Annotated in this window: 14 protein-coding genes; 3 read left to right on the top strand and 11 right to left on the bottom strand. The window is 64.4% G+C overall.

All coding sequences use genetic code 11. From position 1 onward, the window contains the following. Positions 1-58: 58 nt before the first annotated feature. The gene (locus AC0L2L_RS17965) at positions 59-1,102 is read right to left on the bottom strand and encodes a LacI family DNA-binding transcriptional regulator (RefSeq protein ID WP_473579907.1); all 1,044 of its coding nucleotides are present in this window, start codon (positions 1,100-1,102) and stop codon (positions 59-61) included. A gap of 425 nt (positions 1,103-1,527) precedes the next feature. Here AC0L2L_RS17965 and AC0L2L_RS17960 point away from each other — a divergent pair, with 425 nt between their 5' ends. Both AC0L2L_RS17960 and AC0L2L_RS17955 read left to right on the top strand, forming a co-directional pair. Then, positions 1,528-2,781 (top strand): outer membrane protein, encoded by a 1,254-nt coding sequence (locus AC0L2L_RS17960; protein WP_473580036.1) that lies wholly within the window; start codon positions 1,528-1,530, stop codon positions 2,779-2,781. 209 nt (positions 2,782-2,990) lie between these two features. After that, positions 2,991-3,530, top strand: a complete 540-nt coding sequence (locus AC0L2L_RS17955; protein WP_473579906.1) for a dihydrofolate reductase family protein — start codon at positions 2,991-2,993, stop codon at positions 3,528-3,530. Here the strand turns inward: AC0L2L_RS17955 and AC0L2L_RS17950 are convergent. The 9 genes from AC0L2L_RS17950 to AC0L2L_RS17910 all read right to left on the bottom strand — a co-directional run bounded on the left by AC0L2L_RS17950 (position 3,527) and on the right by AC0L2L_RS17910 (position 17,506). Next, positions 3,527-3,883, bottom strand: coding sequence for a hypothetical protein (locus AC0L2L_RS17950; RefSeq protein ID WP_473579905.1), 357 nt, complete (start codon positions 3,881-3,883; stop codon positions 3,527-3,529). The two genes, AC0L2L_RS17955 and AC0L2L_RS17950, sit on opposite strands and share 4 nt — an antisense overlap. Before the next feature lie 120 nt (positions 3,884-4,003). Then, positions 4,004-6,952, bottom strand: a complete 2,949-nt coding sequence (locus AC0L2L_RS17945) for a hypothetical protein (protein ID WP_473579904.1) — start codon at positions 6,950-6,952, stop codon at positions 4,004-4,006. Positions 6,953-7,023: 71 nt separating this feature from the next. After that, positions 7,024-8,325, bottom strand: coding sequence for an HlyD family type I secretion periplasmic adaptor subunit (locus AC0L2L_RS17940; RefSeq protein WP_473579903.1), 1,302 nt, complete (start codon positions 8,323-8,325; stop codon positions 7,024-7,026). A 1-nt stretch (position 8,326) separates the two neighbouring features. Next, on the bottom strand, positions 8,327-10,276 hold the full coding sequence (locus tag AC0L2L_RS17935) for a type I secretion system permease/ATPase (RefSeq protein ID WP_473579902.1): 1,950 nt from the start codon (positions 10,274-10,276) through the stop codon (positions 8,327-8,329). Between the two features lie 653 nt (positions 10,277-10,929). Beyond that, positions 10,930-11,784, bottom strand: a complete 855-nt coding sequence (locus AC0L2L_RS17930; protein ID WP_473579901.1) for a patatin-like phospholipase family protein — start codon at positions 11,782-11,784, stop codon at positions 10,930-10,932. Beyond that, positions 11,781-13,040, bottom strand: coding sequence for a M16 family metallopeptidase (locus AC0L2L_RS17925; protein WP_473579900.1), 1,260 nt, complete (start codon positions 13,038-13,040; stop codon positions 11,781-11,783). The genes AC0L2L_RS17930 and AC0L2L_RS17925 overlap by 4 nt, the downstream gene beginning before the upstream one ends. 291 nt (positions 13,041-13,331) lie before the next feature. Further along, complete coding sequence (locus AC0L2L_RS17920; protein WP_473579899.1) at positions 13,332-14,693, bottom strand: M16 family metallopeptidase; 1,362 nt, start codon at positions 14,691-14,693, stop codon at positions 13,332-13,334. 217 nt (positions 14,694-14,910) lie between these two features. Then, the gene (gene rsmD, locus AC0L2L_RS17915) at positions 14,911-15,465 is read right to left on the bottom strand and encodes a 16S rRNA (guanine(966)-N(2))-methyltransferase RsmD (RefSeq protein ID WP_473579898.1); all 555 of its coding nucleotides are present in this window, start codon (positions 15,463-15,465) and stop codon (positions 14,911-14,913) included. Next, on the bottom strand, positions 15,446-17,506 hold the full coding sequence (locus tag AC0L2L_RS17910) for a pseudouridine synthase (RefSeq protein WP_473579897.1): 2,061 nt from the start codon (positions 17,504-17,506) through the stop codon (positions 15,446-15,448). The genes rsmD and AC0L2L_RS17910 overlap by 20 nt, the downstream gene beginning before the upstream one ends. 180 nt (positions 17,507-17,686) lie before the next feature. Here AC0L2L_RS17910 and AC0L2L_RS17905 point away from each other — a divergent pair, with 180 nt between their 5' ends. Further along, entirely contained in the window at positions 17,687-18,139 is a 453-nt protein-coding gene (locus AC0L2L_RS17905) for a nucleoside deaminase (protein WP_473579896.1), read from the top strand. Positions 18,140-18,161: 22 nt separating this feature from the next. Here the strand turns inward: AC0L2L_RS17905 and AC0L2L_RS17900 are convergent, their stop codons facing one another. After that, a complete protein-coding gene (locus AC0L2L_RS17900) occupies positions 18,162-18,836 on the bottom strand; it encodes a hypothetical protein (protein WP_473579895.1) in 675 nt (224 codons plus the stop codon). Positions 18,837-18,943 lie beyond the last annotated feature (107 nt).

The following is an 18,943-nucleotide window of genomic DNA, read 5'->3' as shown; positions in this document are numbered from 1 at the left end:
TCCTCCCTGTTTCGGCCGCGCCGCCCGGCGGATCCGGACGCACGCAAACCTTGTTGCTTCATCCCGGCGGACTTCCGCATGACTGACGCACCACCAGCCGGCACGGCAGTTTCCTGATGCCCGGCACGGCCGGCTGGCCGCCCACGAGCGAAAGCAGGGCAAGCCCGGCCTCGCGGCCCAGCGCTGCCAGGTTCATGTCGACCGAGGTCAGCGGCGGACGCGTCGCCTCGGCCACGATCTCCCAATTGTCGAAGCCGATGACACCGACATCGTCGGGCACAGCGATGCCGCGCTCGCGCAGCGCGTCGATGACGCCGCGGGCGATCTGGTCGTTGCCGCAGAAGACGGCGTCCGGCCTCTCCTCCCTGCCCCCGAACAGCCTTGCGACCGCCTCGTGACCCCAGGCTTCCGACCAGGCGCCGAGCAGCGGCTCGCTGACCGGCAGATTGTTTTCCTGAAGCGCGGCACGATAGGCATCGGCGCGCGTGTTCACGACCTCGAAGCTTGCCGGGCCGCTGACATGGGCGATGCGGCGGCGCCCGAGCCGGCGGAAATGCTCGACCGCCAGCCGGGCGCCGCCGGCATCGTCGGAGACGAGGCCGATCGCGCCTGGGTCGGGCTGGGTGAACGCATAGACGACCGGAATGCGCAGGTTGGAGAGATCGACCGGCAGATGGCGGTCGACGCGTTTTCCTGTGGCGATGATGCCATCGACGCGCTTGTCGAGCATGGCCTCGACATGCAGCTGGCCGAGCCGATGATCGTCCTCGACATTGCACAGGAACACCGACACGCCATTGTCGACCAGCGCATCGGAGACGCCGGCCATCAGCGGCAGCGAGAAGCGGCCATAGGTATCGTTGGTGAGCAGCCCGACGGTGAAGGAGCGCTTGCGCAACAGGCTCTGCGCCAGGTGGTTCGGCCGAAAGCCGAGCAGCCGCGCCGTCTCGCGGATACGCTCGCGCGTCTCGGCGGTCATGCGCCCCTGCCCGTTCAGCGCCTTCGACGCCGTCGCCACGCTGACGCCGGCAGCGGCGGCCACCTCGCGCAGGGTGACGGGCGGCTTGGCAAACACAGGCGCTGACTCGGCGTCTGAAACCATCTTCGGTGCAGGACCTCCCATTGAGAAAACCTTTTCTCACGGAGGCCTGCTGCATTCGGTCCGGGGTGGACGTCGAAAGCTGCGGGTGGGAAAAGGTTTTCTCAAGTAGACTAGACTGAAAGGCCGGCGTCGCGCAAGGCCGTTGTCGTGACTGGTCCAGCGTCCGGCAAGTGGTCAAACCAACCGTGCTAACCCTCCACAGCCGAACTGACCTTTTCTGGGTGCATTTGCCGTAACTGCCCGGATCTTATGGGAAAACTGCCCAAGAGTTGGGCAGTTCGGCCATTAGTGTGGCAATTTTGCAACCACAGATTTCACAACCCTTGCTAGAACGCCGCCGGGTTTAATTGGGGTTATGGGCTATGCTTCTTCTTCGTATTTCCGCGAAATCCGTTTTGTTGGGCGCCGTTTCGGCCGTCGCCTTGATGTCGGCCGCGCATGCCGCTGACGTCGCCCAGGAGCAGGCGGCTCCCGGCTTCAACTGGACCGGCGTCTATGTCGGCTTCGGCGTCGGCGCCGGCGCCAATGTTCACAAGCTCAGCGGCGACATCCTTCCGGGCGCCTCGCTAAACGGCATCGGCGGTGAAGGCGTCTATGGTCAGACGACCGCCGGCTACGACTATATGGTCTCGCAGCGTTTCCTGCTCGGCGGCCTGATCGACACGCATGTCGGCACGATCAAGACGTCGCTCGATGTCGGCGCTTTAGGCGGCGTCAACGCCGACATCAAGGAGACCTATGGCTTCGACGTCGGTCTTCGCGCCGGCTACCTGCTGACGCCCAGCACGCTGGGCTATGTCCTGGGCGGCTATGCGTGGCAGAAGTACGAGCTCGATACCAATGCCGGTTTCGGATTCGATTGGGACCAGGGCGGCTATTTCGTCGGCGCCGGCGTCGAAACCGCGATCGACAAAAATTGGACGCTCAAGGGCGAGTATCGTTATACCCGCTTCAGCACCAACGACAGCCTGCTCTCGGACGCCGGATTGAATGCTCCGGACGGCACGCTCAACCTCGACACCTCGCGCCATACGTTCGAGGTCGCCGCCAGCTATCGCTTCAATGCCAATAATGGCGGCGCTGCGAGCTTCGAGACGCCTTCCTACAACTGGACCGGCTTCTACGCTGGCGGCGGCCTCGGCGCCGGCGCGTCCGTGCATTCGATCGACTCCGACTTGCTTGGCGTCAACTTCAACGGGCTGGGCGGCGAAGGCGTGTTTGGTGAAGCCAGCATCGGCTACGATCAGGAAATGGGCAGCTGGGTGGCCGGTGTCCTGGTCGATGCGCGCCATTCCGGCATGACCTCGAAACTCGAGTTGCCCGGTGGACAGATCAACCTCGACACCGACTACGGGTTCGACGTGCTCGGCCGCATCGGCATGAAGGTGAACGACTCCACGCTGGCCTACGCGCTCGGCGGCTACAGCTGGCAGCATTTCGATCTCAACGGATCCGACCCGGTCGGCGACATCATCGACTGGGGCTCGAGCGGCTTCTCGGTCGGCGGCGGCCTGGAAACCGCCGTGTCGGACAAGATGACGGTCGGCATCGAATATCGCTATTCGCAATTCGAGAAGCACGACTTTTCCGCGGATCTGGGCATTCCAGTCGGCGGCGTGATTACCTCGACGCCGTCCTTCCATACGGTGCGGATCGACGCCAAGTACAAGTTCAACTAAGCCCCCTCCAGGTAGAATTTTCAAAAAGCCCGCCGGCGGCGGGCTTTTTCTTCCGCCGGGGCGATCTGTCGCCCGTCGGTAACTCAGCTTATGCTTCGGCAACGGGCGGTGTGCCACTCGCCGCGAGAAAACCCATGCGATGCTCGGTTGGCACGCTGGATGGGCAGCGCTGCGTCCGACAAGGCTGCGTCCGACAAGGGAGGAGCATCATGCGAAAGCTCATCATCACCGAATTCATTACCGTCGACGGCATCGCCGAGCATGAGCTACTGCCCAGCGTCGTCTGGAACGATGCGATGACCAAGTTCAAGGAGGATGAGCTTGCCGACAGCGGCGCCATGCTTCTTGGACGTGTTACCTACGAGATCTTTGCCGGACATTGGCCGTCGGAAACCGGCGACTTCGCCGAGCGCTTCAATGCGCTGCCGAAATATGTCGCCTCGACCAGCCTCAAGGCGGTCGATTGGAAACCGGCGGAGCTCCTTGATGGCCCCCTGCCCGAGGCTGTCGTCCGGCTGAAGCAACGGGCCGGCGGCAACATCTACGTGCATGGCAGCGTGAGCGTCGCCCGGCAGCTTCTTGGCGCCGGACTTGTCGACCGCGTGAGGTTGCTCGTCTATCCAGGAGCCGCCGGGCGGGGCAAGCAACTGTTTCCGTCCGACGCGCCGGTCGCGCTCGAGCTGGTCTCTGCCGTGCCGCTCGGCAATGGCGTGGTTGCGATGGAGTATAGGCCGGTTGCGAAGGCTTAACCGCCCGCTTCCTGGGCCGGTACAGCCGACCAAGCGGGATGCGGCTCGCGCCCGCCATCTGTTGCTCTAGGAAGGCTGTTGCGTGGCTGTTCGACCTGATGCACCTTTCCGGCCTGCGTCAGTCGCGCCATGACCGCGGTCATCTGATTGTAGAGCTCGACGAAACCCGCCGACGGCATCGCCAGTTGCCCGACGACGACGCGATTGACGTTCGCGCGCTCCTCGGCATTGATGCGATCCGAGTAGAGCGTGAAGCGCAGCACGTCCTGGCGAAAGCTTATGGCGAGCGCGCCGTCGCAGAAAACCTCCGGCGCGTCCAGCCGGTCGACGATCTTTTCAGCGCCCTGGTTCATATCGGCCCTCTTTGCCCTTCGTTGAATTTGATCGCGCGCGGCGGGTGTCGATTGGCCCTAACGATCGGGGGCGAGCTGGGCTCGCCCCCGATCAGCGTTTCGGCGATTGCGCACAGCTCGTTAGACGAGGAAGACGCTAGCGTCCGGATGCGTCTGGTTGTTCATCGCGTCGAAGGCGTTGGCTATATCCTCGATCCCCGGTTGACCGGACAGGCCGAAGATGGAGGTTGGGGCGTTGGTGTCGTTAAGGACGTCCCGCACCGCGGCAGTCACCTCGCCTGTTTGGAGCGTGTGGTCGTCGTTCGTGTCAATCAGATTGAGAATAGAGATGATGGTTGGGTTCGCACTGGTCGCCGCGGAGAAACTGAAATTGAGTTCCGTTTTACCGCCGGGGCCGTCAGGCACCTCATTGACGGCAGCGGAGAGAAACGCCGCCGCCGAGGAGCGTTCGAGGTGATGCACGCCACCGCCCTTGGCCCCCAACGCATCCAAGATCGAGGGATTTTGGGATATCTTCGACAGATCCTGGAAACCGAAGATGGTCTCAAAGGAGGTGTTAGCGGTCCAACCCGAATGGAACTCGCCCAACTCCTGGTTCAAGATATCCACGTGGTTCTTCCAGAAGCCCGGCGTCAAGCCCTGGCCCGGCGGCGGCACGAAGTTGGTGAAGTCGTTGCCGGTGTCGGTGCCGCCGCTGCCGGGATTGTCGACCGTCTGCACGAGGATGCCGGTCTGCTCGGAGCCGTCAGGCACCACTTCGTAGATACTCTTGCCGAGATCGGTCAGCGTCAGACCGCCGATGGACCAGGCGCCGCCGGCCCCGGTCGTCGTCGAAAGGTCGCCGGCGTCAAACACGTGGTTGCCGTTCTCGTCGATGTAGATCGTCACAGGATCGTGCGACCATGGAATGTCGTCATCTGTCTTGCCGTTGCCGGTCAGGTCCTCGTACTTGGTGCCGGAGACCGAGAAGAACTCGAAGTTGGCGAAGTCGAGCCCGGTCTGGTCATGGCCCGAGGTGCCGACGATGGTGTAGCCGGCATTGCCAAGCGTCTGCACATAGCCGCTCGGCAGCACCTCCAGGACCTGGTCCCCGGCAACCGTGTTGTCGAGGTCGGTGAACGACCAGGTGCCGTCCGCCGCCGTCGTCGTCGACAGGTCGCCGGCATTCAACGTGCCAGACCCGTCCTTGTCGATGAAGATCGTCACCCCGCCGAGGCCGAGATCGCCCGTCGTCAGGCCGTCGCCATTGGCGTCGGTGTACTTGGTGCCCGAGATGTCGAACTTCTCGAAGTTGGCGAAGTCGAGCCCGGTCTGGTCATGGCCCGAGGTGCCGACGATGGTGTAGCCGGCATTGCCCAGCGTCTGCACATAGCCGCTCGGCAGCACCTCCAGGACCTGGTCCCCGGCAACCGTGTTGTCGAGGTCGGTGAACGACCAGGTGCCGTCCGCCGCCGTCGTCGTCGACAGGTCGCCGGCATTCAACGTGCCAGACCCGTCCTTGTCGATGAAGATCGTCACCCCGCCGAGGCCGAGATCGCCCGTCGTCAGGCCGTCGCCATTGGCGTCGGTGTACTTGGTGCCCGAGATGTCGAACTTCTCGAAGTTGGCGAAGTCGAGCCCGGTCTGGTCATGGCCCGAGGTGCCGACAATCGTGTAGCCGGCATTGCCCAGCGTCTGCACATAGCCGCTCGGCAGCACCTCCAGGACCTGGTCCCCGGCAACCGTGTTGTCGAGGTCGGTGAACGACCAGGTGCCGTCCGCCGCCGTCGTCGTCGACAGGTCGCCGGCATTCAATGTGCCAGACCCGTCCTTGTCGATGAAGATCGTCACCCCGCCGAGGCCGAGATCGCCCGTCGTCAGGCCGTCGCCATTGGCGTCGGTGTACTTGGTGCCCGAGATCGAGAAGGCGGCCGGACGGCTCAGCGCACTCCATTCCTCAAAGGTGCCGGAGTCAGACCAGCCACCACCCTGGAATCCCATGGCGGTATAGAAATACAGGAAGTTGCCGTTCGCAGGATTGAAATCGGCAGTCGGCACCAGAACAATCACGTCGCCGCCGCCGCCGCTACCGCTGTCATACTCGGCGTCCATCAGGACCGAGTAGGTCCCCCCTGCATTCATATTATAAGCTAAAGTGGTGTTCCCAGAAGTGAAATGGAAGTTGGGGTCCGTCCCCACGGTGCTGGGGCCGGCCGCGAAGCTGCCCGCACCAAGACTTCCATTGGCCGACTGGTAGATCTTCAGCTGATCAAGCGAGAGGAATGGATTCGCCCCCGTTTGATGCATATCAAGACGGAATGCGTAATATGCTCCGTTCGGGTCTTCCACGCCATCGGCGGTGACTTTGATCAGAGAGTTCAGAGCAATGACCATATTGTGCTGGCTGGACGTCTTTTCATCCAACACGCCATCGGCGCTGTTGTAGCCCTGCTCCGCGCCGGCATTGCCGGCACTCTGAATCTGTGAAAACACCGACCAATTGCCGGTGCCGGAAGAACCACTTACCAGATTTTGGAAAATCACTGTGTCGCGGCTTGAAAACCGAGCACCAGCCGCGTCTGCAATCGTATTGTCGGCGGTTACGTCGATGTGGGTGTCGATAATAGCAAAGGTCGTCGGCGGCGTCTTCGGCGGCGCATCGGTGAACGCTGTTGTGGCCATGTTGCCTAAATTGTCAGTCGCCGTGAGCACGAATGCCTGGTTTGCCGCGTCGGGATTGACGTACCACGAGGTCTGGATCGAGCCGTCAACGACGCCGTCGAGATCGCCCGCGCCGCCGTCGGTGACGGTCCAGGGCGTGCCGGTTCCAGTGAGATCGTAGCTAAGCACATCGTCCGCGGTGCCGAGGATCCCGTCCGCGCCGGCGGTGAGATGGGCAACCTGGAACGTGAACGTGCCGCCGTCGGCGACATTGGTGGCCGTGATCCCAACCGTCTCGCCGGGCGCGTAGTCGGCATCCGCCTGGTCGAGCGAGATGGCAACCGGCGGCACGGGATCGGTGCTTCCGGTCACGGTGGGATCAGTTGTCGGGTCAGTCGTCAGATTGTCCGTAATATCGCTGGAGGCCATGACATTTCCCCTTAAATTCGAACGCAGTTAATTTACGTGTCTGCCGCTTTCATTTTCCCGCCGAGGCGGGCTCACTCTCTAAAGGCGCGGTTGATCTGGTCCTGCAACGGCTTCACCAGATAGGACATCACCGAGCGGTCCTCGGTCTTGATGAAGGATTCCACCGGCATGCCGGGCACCAGCTTGATCTCGCCGAGGCGTGCGACCTCGGCAGCGGTCGTCTTGATGCGAACGGTGTAATAACTGACGCCGGTGCGCTGATCGGTGGTGATGTCGGGCGAGGTCCTCTCGACGACGCCGTCGATCTGCGGCGTCGTGCGTTGATTGAATGCCGAAAAGCGCAGCGATGCCGACTGGCCGACCCACAACTGGTCGATGTCGCTGGGCGCGATCCTGGCTTCCACCGTAAGGCTGTCATTGTCCGGCACGACCTGCATAATCGTCTGGCCCGGCGTGATCACGCCGCCGATCGTGTAGGCGAGCGATTGCTGTACGACGCCGTCCTGCGGCGCGCGGATGTCGACCCGCTTCAACTGGTCCTCGGCGGCGACCTTGCGCTCCAGAAGCTCGCCCATCTTGCCGTCGATGTCGCGCAGGTCACTGTTCACCTCAGTGCTCAGGTCGAGGTCGATCTGGATGATCTGCAGCTTGATTTCCGCGATCCTTCCCTGCGCCTGCGCCTGCGCGGCAACGAGCTGGCCGCGTTGGCCGTCGAGGCGCGTGGCCTCGCGTTCCGTCTGTGTCAGGCGATCGATGGATATGAGCTTCTTGGCCCAGAGCGCGCGTACCGATGCAAGCTCCTTTTGCTCCAGTCCAATCTCCTTGCTGTTGGCCTGCGCCTGCGCGGTATCGCCGTCGATCTCCTTCTCGAGCTGTGCGATGCGCTCCTCGAGCTGGCTCTTCTGGCCCGCGCGGGACGTGCGCCGGGTCTCAAAGTGTTGCTTTTCGCCGGCCACCGCCTCAGCGACGTCAGGATCGGCGATGCGATCCAGAAGCGCGTCCGGAAAGATGATGACGTCGCTCCCGCGGCGCTCCGAATTAAGACGAGCCTTGCGCGCCGTGAGCTGGTCCAGCGCCTTGCTTACCACCGCAAGATTGGCGGCCGGGACGGTACGATCGAGACGCAGTAAAAGGTCGCCGGCTTTGACGCGATCGCCGTCGCGTGCATCGATCTCGGCAACGACGCCACCCGTCGAATGCTGCACGTTCTTGACGTGGGAATCGACGACGAGCGTGCCGGGGGCGATGACCGCGCCGGCAATCTGGGTAACCGAGGCCCAGCCGCCGACGCCTCCGCCAAGCAGGAGCACGGCTCCGAGCCCAAGCCGCGTGTAGAAGCGGATCGACGCATGGGAGGCGCCCAACACGGCCATGTCAGTTCCCTCCGCCGGTTCGGGTGGCGACCATGGGTGCTGTTTCCGGGGTCGTCCTTGGCGGCGGGTTGCTTGACGGGACCGGCCGCAGCATCGGGAACATCTTGGCGAAAATCTCGTCCTTCGGTCCAAATTCGTGCATGCGACCCTGGTTCATCGCCATGATGAAGTCGACCGCGGTCAGCACATTCGGACGATGGGCAACGATGACGACAACGCCGCCGCGCTCGCGAACGCCGAGCATCGCGCGGATCAACGCTTGCTCGCCGTCCATGTCGAGATTGGAATTCGGCTCGTCGAGCACCACGAGGAACGGATCGCGGTAGAGCGCGCGGGCCAAAGCGATGCGCTGGCGCTGCCCGGCCGAAAGAGCCTCGCCATGGTCGCCGATCTCGGTCTCGTAGCCCTGGCGGAAGCTGACGATCAGGTCATGCGCGCCAGCGGCCTTGGCCGCGGCGATGATCGCGTCGGCGTCGGCGTCCGGTTCGAAGCGGGAGATGTTTTCGGCGACGGTGCCGGCAAACAGCTCCACATCCTGCGGCAGGTAGCCGATATGGCGGCCGCGCTCTTGCGATGACCACTGGTCGAGATCGGCGCCGTCCAGCTTGACGCGGCCGAACAAGGGCTGCCAGGCGCCGACGAGAGCCCGCACCAGGGTGGACTTTCCCGAGCCGCTCGGGCCGATGATGCCAAGCCCGTGGCCGGCCTCCATGGCGAAGCTGGCGTCCTGGACCAGTAGCCGCTGCGTTCCCGGGGCCGCGATGGCTGCATTCTGCATCATCACGCTGGCGCTCGGCGCCGGCAGCAGCATGAGTTCGGTCTCGGCCGGCATGGCCGCAAGCACTCGCGTCAGCCGTTGCCAGCCCTGGCGCGCACTCACGAACCCTTTCCAGTTGGCGATCGCGAGATCGACCGGCGCCAGCGCGCGGCCGCTGAGGATGGAAGCGGCGATGATGACGCCCGCCGTCGCCTCCTGTTCGATCACAAGCCAGGCGCCGATGCCGAGCATCGACGATTGCAGCAGCATTCTCAGCACTTTCGAAACCGCGCCGAAGCTGCCGGCAACGTCGCTGACCTTGCGCTGGTCGGCAATGAATTCGACGTTGGCATCTTGCCAGCGCGACGCCAGCCCGCCGGCCATGCCCATGGCGGCGACCACTTCAGCATTGCGAGTGCCGGCAGTGATAAGCCCGCCGCGCCGGTTCCCGCTCAAGGTGGCGGCCGATACAGGTTGTCGCGTCAGCCGCTCGGCAAGCATGGTCAGCACGACGAGCACGATCGCCCCGAACAGCGCCGTCACGCCAAGCAACCAGTGGAACATGAAGATGATGACCAGATAGATCGGCATCCATGGCAGGTCGAAAAGCGCCGTCGGACCCATGCCGGACAGAAAGCCGCGCACGCTGTCGAGATCACGCATCGGCTGCAGGCCGTCGCTCTCGCGCTTTGCCTTTAGCGGCCATCTCAGCATTGACGTATAGACGCGGTGACCAAGCGCCTCGTCGAGGGCGCCGCCGATCCGCACCAGAACCCGCGCGCGCACGAAATCGAGAAAGCCCTGCCCGCAATAGAGGATGACGAGCAATATCGTTATGCCGACGAGCGTCGGCAGGCTGCGGCTTGGCAGCACGCGATCATAGACCTCGAGCATGTAGAGCGAGCCTGCGAGCATCAGCACGTTGAGCATGCCGCTGAACAACCCGACCGCAAGGAAGGCGGACCGGCAGTTGGCAAGGGCCGCGGAGAGTTCTGAGCGAACAGAGCCGGCCGGCCTTGCCGACGGCTTGCCACGCGTCGTGGTCTGACGGGGTGTGTCGCGCACTGCATTTTGCGCCGCGTCCCGCGCCACGTGCCCGCGCAGCATGACCAGGCCACCGAAGCCCGCCATCGCGGCCACGACAAGCATCGAGCCTACCGACGCAAGCCAGCCGGAGCCGAAGACAAAAAACATGGCGACGCATGCGACAAGGGTCAGGCCGAAAAGCCTCACCTTCGCCTGCGTAGAACCAAAGGCTGCCCCCAACAACCGGAGCGACGCGTTCCTGAACCCCACAGCCACGACACGCCTTTCACATCCCCGAACATGTCTGCTGCCGCCATAGGCGTATCCAGCGCGCAAGGCGGCTGACTACCCCATGCCGAAAAAGCGTTCGGTGCCCAACTTCGCGGGAGAAGAAAGAACGGAATGCCATGCGTCCAGGCGCAACCATACATCCCGCCCGTGAACGGCCGGCTCAAAGGCGGTTCACAGACAGGCGGTGACGCAATGATCGATGACAACGACGGCCGAAGAAGCCGCCCTGCTTAGTTCCCACCCGCTGTAGCGCCCTAACTCGTTGTTGCCGGTCGGGAGATATTTGCGCTACCTTATATTAGCACATTATTAACTCTACCGGAGCGTGCGTCAACGGGCAATTCAATGAAGAATTAGTGACAAGCCGCGAAACTTAAGCGCGACCGCGGCAAGTCAGCATAAAGAGTACTTCACGCTATTCTTAGGTCCGGCCTCGCGAGCGACCAATGCGCTAAGTCATCAGACTTCCGTTGTCGGACCTCGGTCGCCTTTCGCATGCGCCTGAAGGGCAGGTAGCCGGAAAATGGCTCTCACACCACTCTTTTCCCCCGCCTGCCGGCATGCGCTTCCACCGCCTTCTCGACGGCGCGCTTCAGTTCGTCCTTGATCTCCACCGTCTCGGCCATCAGCGCCTCGATCTTGAGGAAATCGAGCACGCGGTACTTCGAGACCTTCGGGCGGATCAGGATGTCGGGCCCGGATTGCTGCAGCTTGTTGGCGATGATCGACTGCATCATCAACTGCGAGGCGCCATACATCAGGTCGACGGTGGTCGGATGCCTGCGCTCGGCCTCGCTCGGCGCCCCCACCACATCGATTGCGATGATGATGTCGGCGTCCTTCTCGATGAGGTCGAAAGGCACCGGGTTGTAGATGCCGCCGTCAATCAGCACGCGGCCCTCGCGCGTCACCGGGCGGAACACCGCCGGAATGGCCGCCGATGCGGCAAGCGCTGAATGCAGGTCGCCTTCGGCAAACACCGCAAGGCAGTGGCCGAAATAGTCGGTCGCGGTCACCTTGAGCGGGATCTTCAGCGCCTCGAACGTCTGTGGGATCGCTTCCGGCAGGAAGGCCTTCAGGATGCGCTCGATGTTGAACTGGCTGACGCGGATGCCGCCCTGCATGGCCTCCGCGATCGTGCCAGGCCGCGAGCGCCACATGCGCGCCGCCACTTCGGCCCGGCTGCCGAGGATCGATCGGGCATAGTCGTGGACCTCGACACCCGTCATGCCCGACGCCATGCCGGCGCCCATGATGGCGCCGATCGAGGAGCCGGCGATCGCCACCGGCTTGATGCCAAGCTCGTCGAGCGCCTCGATGACGTGGATATGCGCGAGACCGCGCGCGCCGCCGCCGCCGAAGGCAACCGCGAAGGTCGGGCTCATCCCTTGTGGGCCCCCGCGACCAGCACCAGCGGCGGGCCGATGACCATCACCGCGGGATCCACGGACAGAAGCTTCTTCGCCGCCGCCTTGACGTCGGCGAGCGTCACCGCGTTGATGAGCGCGCCGCGCCGCGTCATATAGTCGATGCCGAGATCGTCGACCTGCAGCTCGACCAGCGTCGCGGCAATGGAGCTGGAGGAATCCAGATTGCTGATGGCGTAGGCGCCGATCATGTATTTCTTGATCGCCGCGAGTTCTTCCTTGGTGGGGCCGTTCTCAGCCATATCCTTCACCACCTGGCGCACGATCGAAAGCGTTTCGGCAGCGCGGTCGGAACGCGTCGCCGTCGTTACGAGCAGCGCGTGGGAATGCTCGTTGTCGATGAGGTCGGAACTGACGCCATAGGCAAGGCCGCGTTTCTCACGCACCTCCGAGAAGAGCCGGGAGGTGAAGGTCGAGCCGCCGAGGATCTGGTTCATCAAGACCGTGGCAAAGAAATCGGGATCGCTGCGTTTCACGCCCGGCCAGGCCAGTTGCAGCGAGGTCTGCGGCAAATTGTAATTCACTTCGAGCTGCTGCCCGAGCTTGGGCGTGATATCGGCCACCGGAGCCAGTGTCTGGTTCTGCGGCAGGTCCCCGAACACCTCGTCCAGCTTGCGGCTCAGCGTCGCGGCATCGATGTCGCCGACCACCGCCACATGCAGGCCGTTGCGGGCGAAATCGGCCTTGTGGAAGGCCTTGATGTCATCCGAGGTAATGGTGGCCAGGCTGCCCTTCGTCCCCTGATCGGAACGCGAATAAGGATGCTCGCCATAAATGGCGCGCAGCCAGCGCTGCTGCGCCACCGTGTTCGGATCGCGCTCATTGGCGAGGATGCCGGAAAGCACCTGGGCGCGGATACGGTCGATCGGCGCCTGGTCGAAGCGCGGGCTGTTCACCGCCAGCTTCAGCAGGCCGAAAGCCTCGTCCTTCTGGTCGGACAGCATGCGCATCGAGCCATAGGTGCCGTCGCGCGAAGCCTCGAAGCTCATCTCGGCGCCGGCGTCGTCAAGCTTCTGCTGGAAGGCGTCGCTGTCGAAGTCGCCGGCGCCTTCGTCGAACAGGCCGGTCATCAGATTGACAAGCCCCTCCTTGCCGGACGGATCCTGCGCGCTGCCGCCGTCGAAGACGAAGCGGATGGCAATCAGCGGAATCGAATGGTCCTCCACCAGCCAGGCGGTGATGCCCTTCTTCGACTTCACTTCCTGGATGTTCATCTCCGCGCGGGCCGCAAGCGCCGGCAGGAGCAGGAAAAACAGGGCAAAGCAGAAAATTGCTAAGGCGTGGGAGAGCTTCCCTTCTCCCCTTGTGGGAGAAGGTGGATCGGCGCGTAGCGCCGAGACAGATGAGGGGTGGGTGGCGGATCGCCGTCCTTGCCAAGCTGGAGCACCCCTCATCCGACCTCGCCTCGCGAGGCCACCGCCCGGGGGCGAGCCATGGGTCTCGCCCCGTCCTTCGGACCCCACAAGGGGAGAAGGAAAGTCGCTGGCATGTTCCATGGTCATCAATCAATTCCCCGCCTGTTGCTGCGGCAAGAGATAGCCGGTGGTCGAACGATCGAGCACCAGGTAGCGGGCAGCAACCGCCTTGACCTCATCGGCGGTGACCTTGCGGATGCGGTCCGGCCATTCCTGGACGTCCTTGACATTGCCGCCCGTGGTAAGCGTGGAGCCATACATGTTGGCCATGTCGTCCTGCTTGTCGCGGGCAAAGATCATGGAGCGCACATAGCGGGTCTTGGCCCGCTCCAGCTCATCGTCGCTGACGCCGTCCTTGACGATGCGGGCAATCTCGGCATCGACAGACGCCTCGACATCGGCGAGCTTGGCGTCGCCACGCGGGGTGCCATAGACGGTGAAGTTGGTGTCATCGAGCATGGTGCCCTGGAAGTAAGCAGCCGCGTCGGAGGCGATCCCCTGCTTCACGACGAGCTCCTGGTAAAGCCGGCTGCGGTTGCCGCCGCCGAGGATCTCCGCCAGCAGGTCGAGCGCCTCCGCCTCGCCGGGCTTGGCCGTATGATAGGACGGCACGACCCATTGGGTCGAGAAACTCGGCACCGAAACGCGCGCGTCGGTGAGCGTGACCGTCCGCCTGGTGTTCTGCTCCGGCTCGACCGGGCGGATGCGCGGCCGCAGGTCGGGGCCGCGCGCGATCTTGCCGTAGGTGCGCTCGGCCATCGCCTTGACGGCATCCGGCTCGACGTCGCCCGCCACCACCAGCACCGCGTTGTTGGGCCGGTAGTAGTTGTCGTAGAAGGCTTTCGCGTCCGGACGGTTCAACTGCTCCATTTCCTGCATCCAGCCGATCACCGGGATACGGTAGGGCTGGTTCTGCCAGAGCGTCGCATCAACCTCCTCATCCAGCACCGCCTGCGGATTGCTGTCGATGCGCGAGCGGCGCTCCTCCAGGATCACGTCGCGCTCGGTCTTGATGACATCGTCGGTCAGGATGAGATTGCGCATGCGATCGGCCTCGAAACCCATCATCTGCTCGAGCGCCGAAGGCGGCACCGTCTCGTGGAAGGCGGTGTAGTCGTAGGAGGTGAAGGCGTTGTTCGAGCCGCCGATCTCGGACACGGCGCGATCGAACTCGCCGGCGGCATGGTTTGCCGTGGCCTTGAACATCAGATGCTCGAAGAAATGCGCGATGCCGGATTTGCCGGGCGGCTCGTCGGCGCTGCCGATCTTGTACCAGACCATATGGGTGACGATCGGGGCGCGGTGGTCCGGGATGACGACCACTTCCATGCCGTTGTCGAGCAGGAAATCCTTGATTTCGCCGTCGTCGGCCGCGCGGGCCGGAGCAGTCGTGGCGAGCGCCAGGGTGCCGACAAGAAGCGCCGCGCGCAGCCCGATCCCCATTGATGTCATCAAGTTCTCCGGTCCCGGTTGCGCGACGATAGGCAAGGTTGGCAGGCGAGGCAAAGTGAATTGTTCGGCATTTTCGAGGCGCTGCTGGAGCGTTTCACCGTTTCATGGAAACGGCGAACCGCTCTATCTCTTTGTTTTGACGCAATTGCGGTCAGAAGGTTACGGCGAAGACGCCGAACCTGACCGCTCGCACTTTCTTGGAATTGCTCTAGGCAATCTAGTCGGCCTCGATGAAACGGATGACCGTTTCGCCGTAATTGCGTTCATCCATCACGGAAAAACCGGCGCCCGCCTCGAATGGCGCCGAGGCCGCCTCCTCGATGACGCAGAGCGCGCCTGGCAGAAGCCAACCGCCGGCTTTCGCCGAGCGCAGCGCGCGCTCGCCGAGCCCTTTGCCATAGGGCGGATCGGCAAAGACCAGACCAAAGGGCGAGATCGTGCCGGCTTCGCCGAGTTGAGTGGCGTCGCGGCGGAAGATTTTGGTGCGACCGGTGAGCCCGAAGGCTTCGACATTCTCGCGGATCAGGCCGCGCCCCTCGGTCGATTCCTCTATGAAGACGCAGTAGGACGCGCCGCGCGACAGCGCCTCCAGCCCGAGCGCGCCCGTGCCGGCGAAGAGATCGAGCACGCGGCCGCCCTCGAGCTTCTCGGCGTAGCGGTGCGCCAAAACGTTGAACACCGCCTCGCGGGCGCGGTCTGTGGTCGGGCGGATGGCATTGCTTTTGGGCGTCGCCAGCGGACGCCCGCGAAACTCACCGCCGACGATCCGCATCGCCGCCCCTTTTCGGACCGCGCGGCCTGTTGCCGCCATCGCCGTCGGGGCGCTCGCCGCGGGGCTTGCCGAACGGCTTTGCACCCGGCTTGCCCTTGCCGCCCGGCTTGTAGGACGCCTTGCGCGCCTTGGCCTCGGCGGCCTTGGCGGCGTCGGCTTCTGCCCTGCCCTTGCCGATCGGCCGGGCGCCGGGCGCCATCCAGACATTGGCCTTGCGCTGGCCCGGCGGCTCGATTGGCCTCTGCTCGCGTTCGGATTTCTTGCCGCCAAACCGGGGCTTGTCGCCAAACCCACCACGCGGCTTGTCGCCGAAGCCGGCGCGCTCGGATCTTGGGCCGCGCTCGCCGAACGACCGCTCCGGCGCAAATGCCCTTTCCGGCTTTGTCGAAAGCTTGCTCAGCGCCTCGTCGCGGCTGCCTTCGCGGCGCTTGCGCGCCTTGATCAGTCCACCCTCGCCGATCGGCCGGCGGTCGCCGTCGCGCGTGAATTTCGGCTGGTCGGCCTCTTCGCGGCGCGGACTGCTGCCGCGCACCGGCTTGTTGGAAAACGGCTTTTGGATCTCGGCATCGAAGTTGGCGCCGGATTCCTCGATCAGCCGTTCGCCGAGCTGTTCGCGCAACACGCGGCCCTTGATCTCCAGCACATGTCCCTCGGGAAGGTCCTCGAGCTGGAACGGCCCATAAGAGATGCGGATCAGCCGCGTCACGTCGAGGCCGAGCGCGCCGAGGATGTTCTTGACCTCGCGGTTCTTGCCTTCGCGCAGCCCGATGGTCAGCCAGGCATTGCTGCCCTGCTCACGGTCGAGCGAGGCTTCGATCGAACCGTAGAAGACGCCGTCGACTGCGATGCCTTCGCGCAGGCCGGCAAGCGCGCTTTCCTCGACCTTGCCGTGGACGCGCACGCGGTAGCGCCGCAGCCAGCCGGTGGCTGGCAGTTCGAGCACGCGCGACAGTCCGCCATCGTTGGTCAGCAGAAGCAGGCCCTCGGTGTTGATGTCGAGCCGGCCGATCGTCATCAGCCGTGGCAGATCGGAGGGCAGCACGTCGAAGACGGTCTTGCGGCCTTCCGGATCACGGTTGGTGGTGACGAGACCCGCCGGCTTGTGGAACAGGAACAGACGCGTGCGCTCGATCGGCGGGATCTCGGTGCCGTCGAGATGGATGATGTCGGAGGCGCTGACGTTGAAGGCCGGCGAGTCCAACACCTTGCCGTTGACCTTGACGCGGCCGGCCGCGATCAGTTCCTCGGCGTCGCGGCGCGAGGCGATGCCGGCGCGTGCGAGCCGCTTGGCGATGCGCTCGCCGGCCTCCGGTTCCGTTTCACCGGGCCGCGGGCGCGGCCTGAAGCCGCCCGGTTTTCCTTGCGGCCGGTCGCTGCTGAAATCGCGCTTCGGACGATCACCGAAATCACGTTCCGGCGTCGGCGTGAAATCCTGGCGATCTTCACGCTTCGGCCGATCAGCGAAGTCGCGCTTGGGACGATCGGCGAAGTCGCGCTTGGGGCGGTCGAAACGTCGTTCGCCCCGCTCGCCTTCGGCGGCCACCGGCCGGTCGCCACGCGGCGTATAAGGCTTGCGGCCCTCACGCTTGTCGAAAGGCTTGCCGTCGCGCGGCGGACCTTTGCGGAACGGCCGCTCGCCGCGCTCGGCGCCCGCTCCCGCTTCGCGCGGCCCCTCTTCACGCGGCTTGAAGCTGCGCTTGAAATCGCGGACCGGGCGTTCGCCTTCGGCGGCCATCGGCCGGTCGCCGCGCGGTGTGTAAGGCTTACGGCCTTCGCGCTTCTCGAAGGGTTTGCTGTCGGGGCGCGGACCTTTGCGGAACGGCCGCTCGCCGCGCTCGGCGCCCGCGCCCGCTTCGCGCGGCCCCGTTTCACGCGGCTTGTAGCCGGGCTTGAAATCGCGGCGCTCGCCTTCGGCAGCCACCGGCCGCTCACGCTTGACGAATGGCTTCTTGGCGCCGTGGGCCGGCTTGCGATCACGCTGGCCCGCCGGTTTCGGGCCGCCCTTGCGCGGTCCGCGTGAAGATTTCTTGTTGTCGTCCATTACTTTGCTCGTCTTCACCTGCTACAGCGCCGCGCGCCCTTTCGGACGCCCAACGCAGGCAGTGTCATCTTGATTTTGCGCATCCAGCGGCGCGGCAAAAACCGATTCCGGTTTTCAGGGTCTCGCGCTAGATAACAGGATCACTCTCGGGTGGCGAGGAGTAATCGGAATGGAAACCGCTTGAAACGACCCGATTTCATGGCCCTGGCGCTTGAAGAGGCCGAGGCGGCCGCCAGCCGCGGCGAAGTGCCGGTCGGCGCGGTGATCGCCAATGGCAACAAGGTGATCGCGAAAGCCGGCAACCGCACCCGCGAGTTTGCCGATCCGACGGCGCATGCCGAGATGCTGGCGATCCGCGAGGCCTGCCGAACGCTCGCCAGCGAGCGTCTCACCGGCTACGACCTCTATGTGACGCTTGAGCCCTGCGCCATGTGTGCCGGCGCGATCTCCTTCGCCAGGCTGCGGCGGCTCTATTTCGGCGCCGCCGACGAGAAAGGCGGCGCGGTGGTCAGCGGCACGCGCTTCTTCGCTTCGCCCACCTGCCACCACGCGCCGGACATCTACCCGGGGATCGGCGAGAGCGACGCCGCCCTGATCCTCAAGGATTTTTTTCGCGAGAGACGGGAAACGTAGGTTTGCGCGGCCAGTTCCGGCCTTACAGGCCGAGCCAGTCGAACCAGCCGCCCTTCTTGCCTTCCGCCTGCGCCTTGAGGCGGCGCTCCTTCTTGTACTCATCCTCGCCGAGCTCGTTCTGGGGCGCGGTGGCGGAGGCCTGGCGATAGGCGAGCGGCGGCTCGCTCAGATATTTGCGAACGGTCGGATCGCCCTGCTTCTGTTCGGCAAGGCTGCGTTGAATCTGAGCTTTACGGGTGGCGCTGGAATCGTCCGGCGACCATCGTGGCGGATGGCTGGAGCCCGACTCGGCCAAAGCCTTCTTCACCGCCGCGGGATCGGTCTGGATATCCTCGACCGCCTCCGGCTGGTAGTTCGGATCGTTTTGGTGCGCGGTGGCGTCGGCGCGGATGCGGGCGCGGCGCGCCTCCGGCGATTCGGGCCAGTCGGCGCTGGCCGTCTCGATGCTCTGCTGCGGCGCCGGCAGGCTTTCCTTCTGTCCCGGAGCGGGCTTCACCAGTTCGGGACGCGGCTTGTAGTCGATCGGATCCTTGCGCTTGGGCGTGATCGCGGCGGCGCCGGAAACATCGTCGAAGAGCTGCGCGGCTGCCGTCTTGTCGGTTCCGTAGGTCGGCGAGCTCATGCAGCCCGACAGGGCGACGGCCGATACCACAAGCGGCGCCACCAGCGCGGCGCGCGCAAACGTTCTATCGGTCATGCCAAAAAGTCCCACTCTAACTGCCTTTCGGTCGCCACCGGCCACGGGCACGGTCCCCTTCTTCCCCGCCTTTGCGATGGAAATCCGGCGACAATTTGTCTGCCGGG

The organism is Mesorhizobium sp. WSM4832 (genome assembly GCF_055811115.1).
The sequence above is the reverse complement of the archived record's forward strand: the minus strand, read 5'-3'. Positions and strand labels throughout refer to the sequence as shown.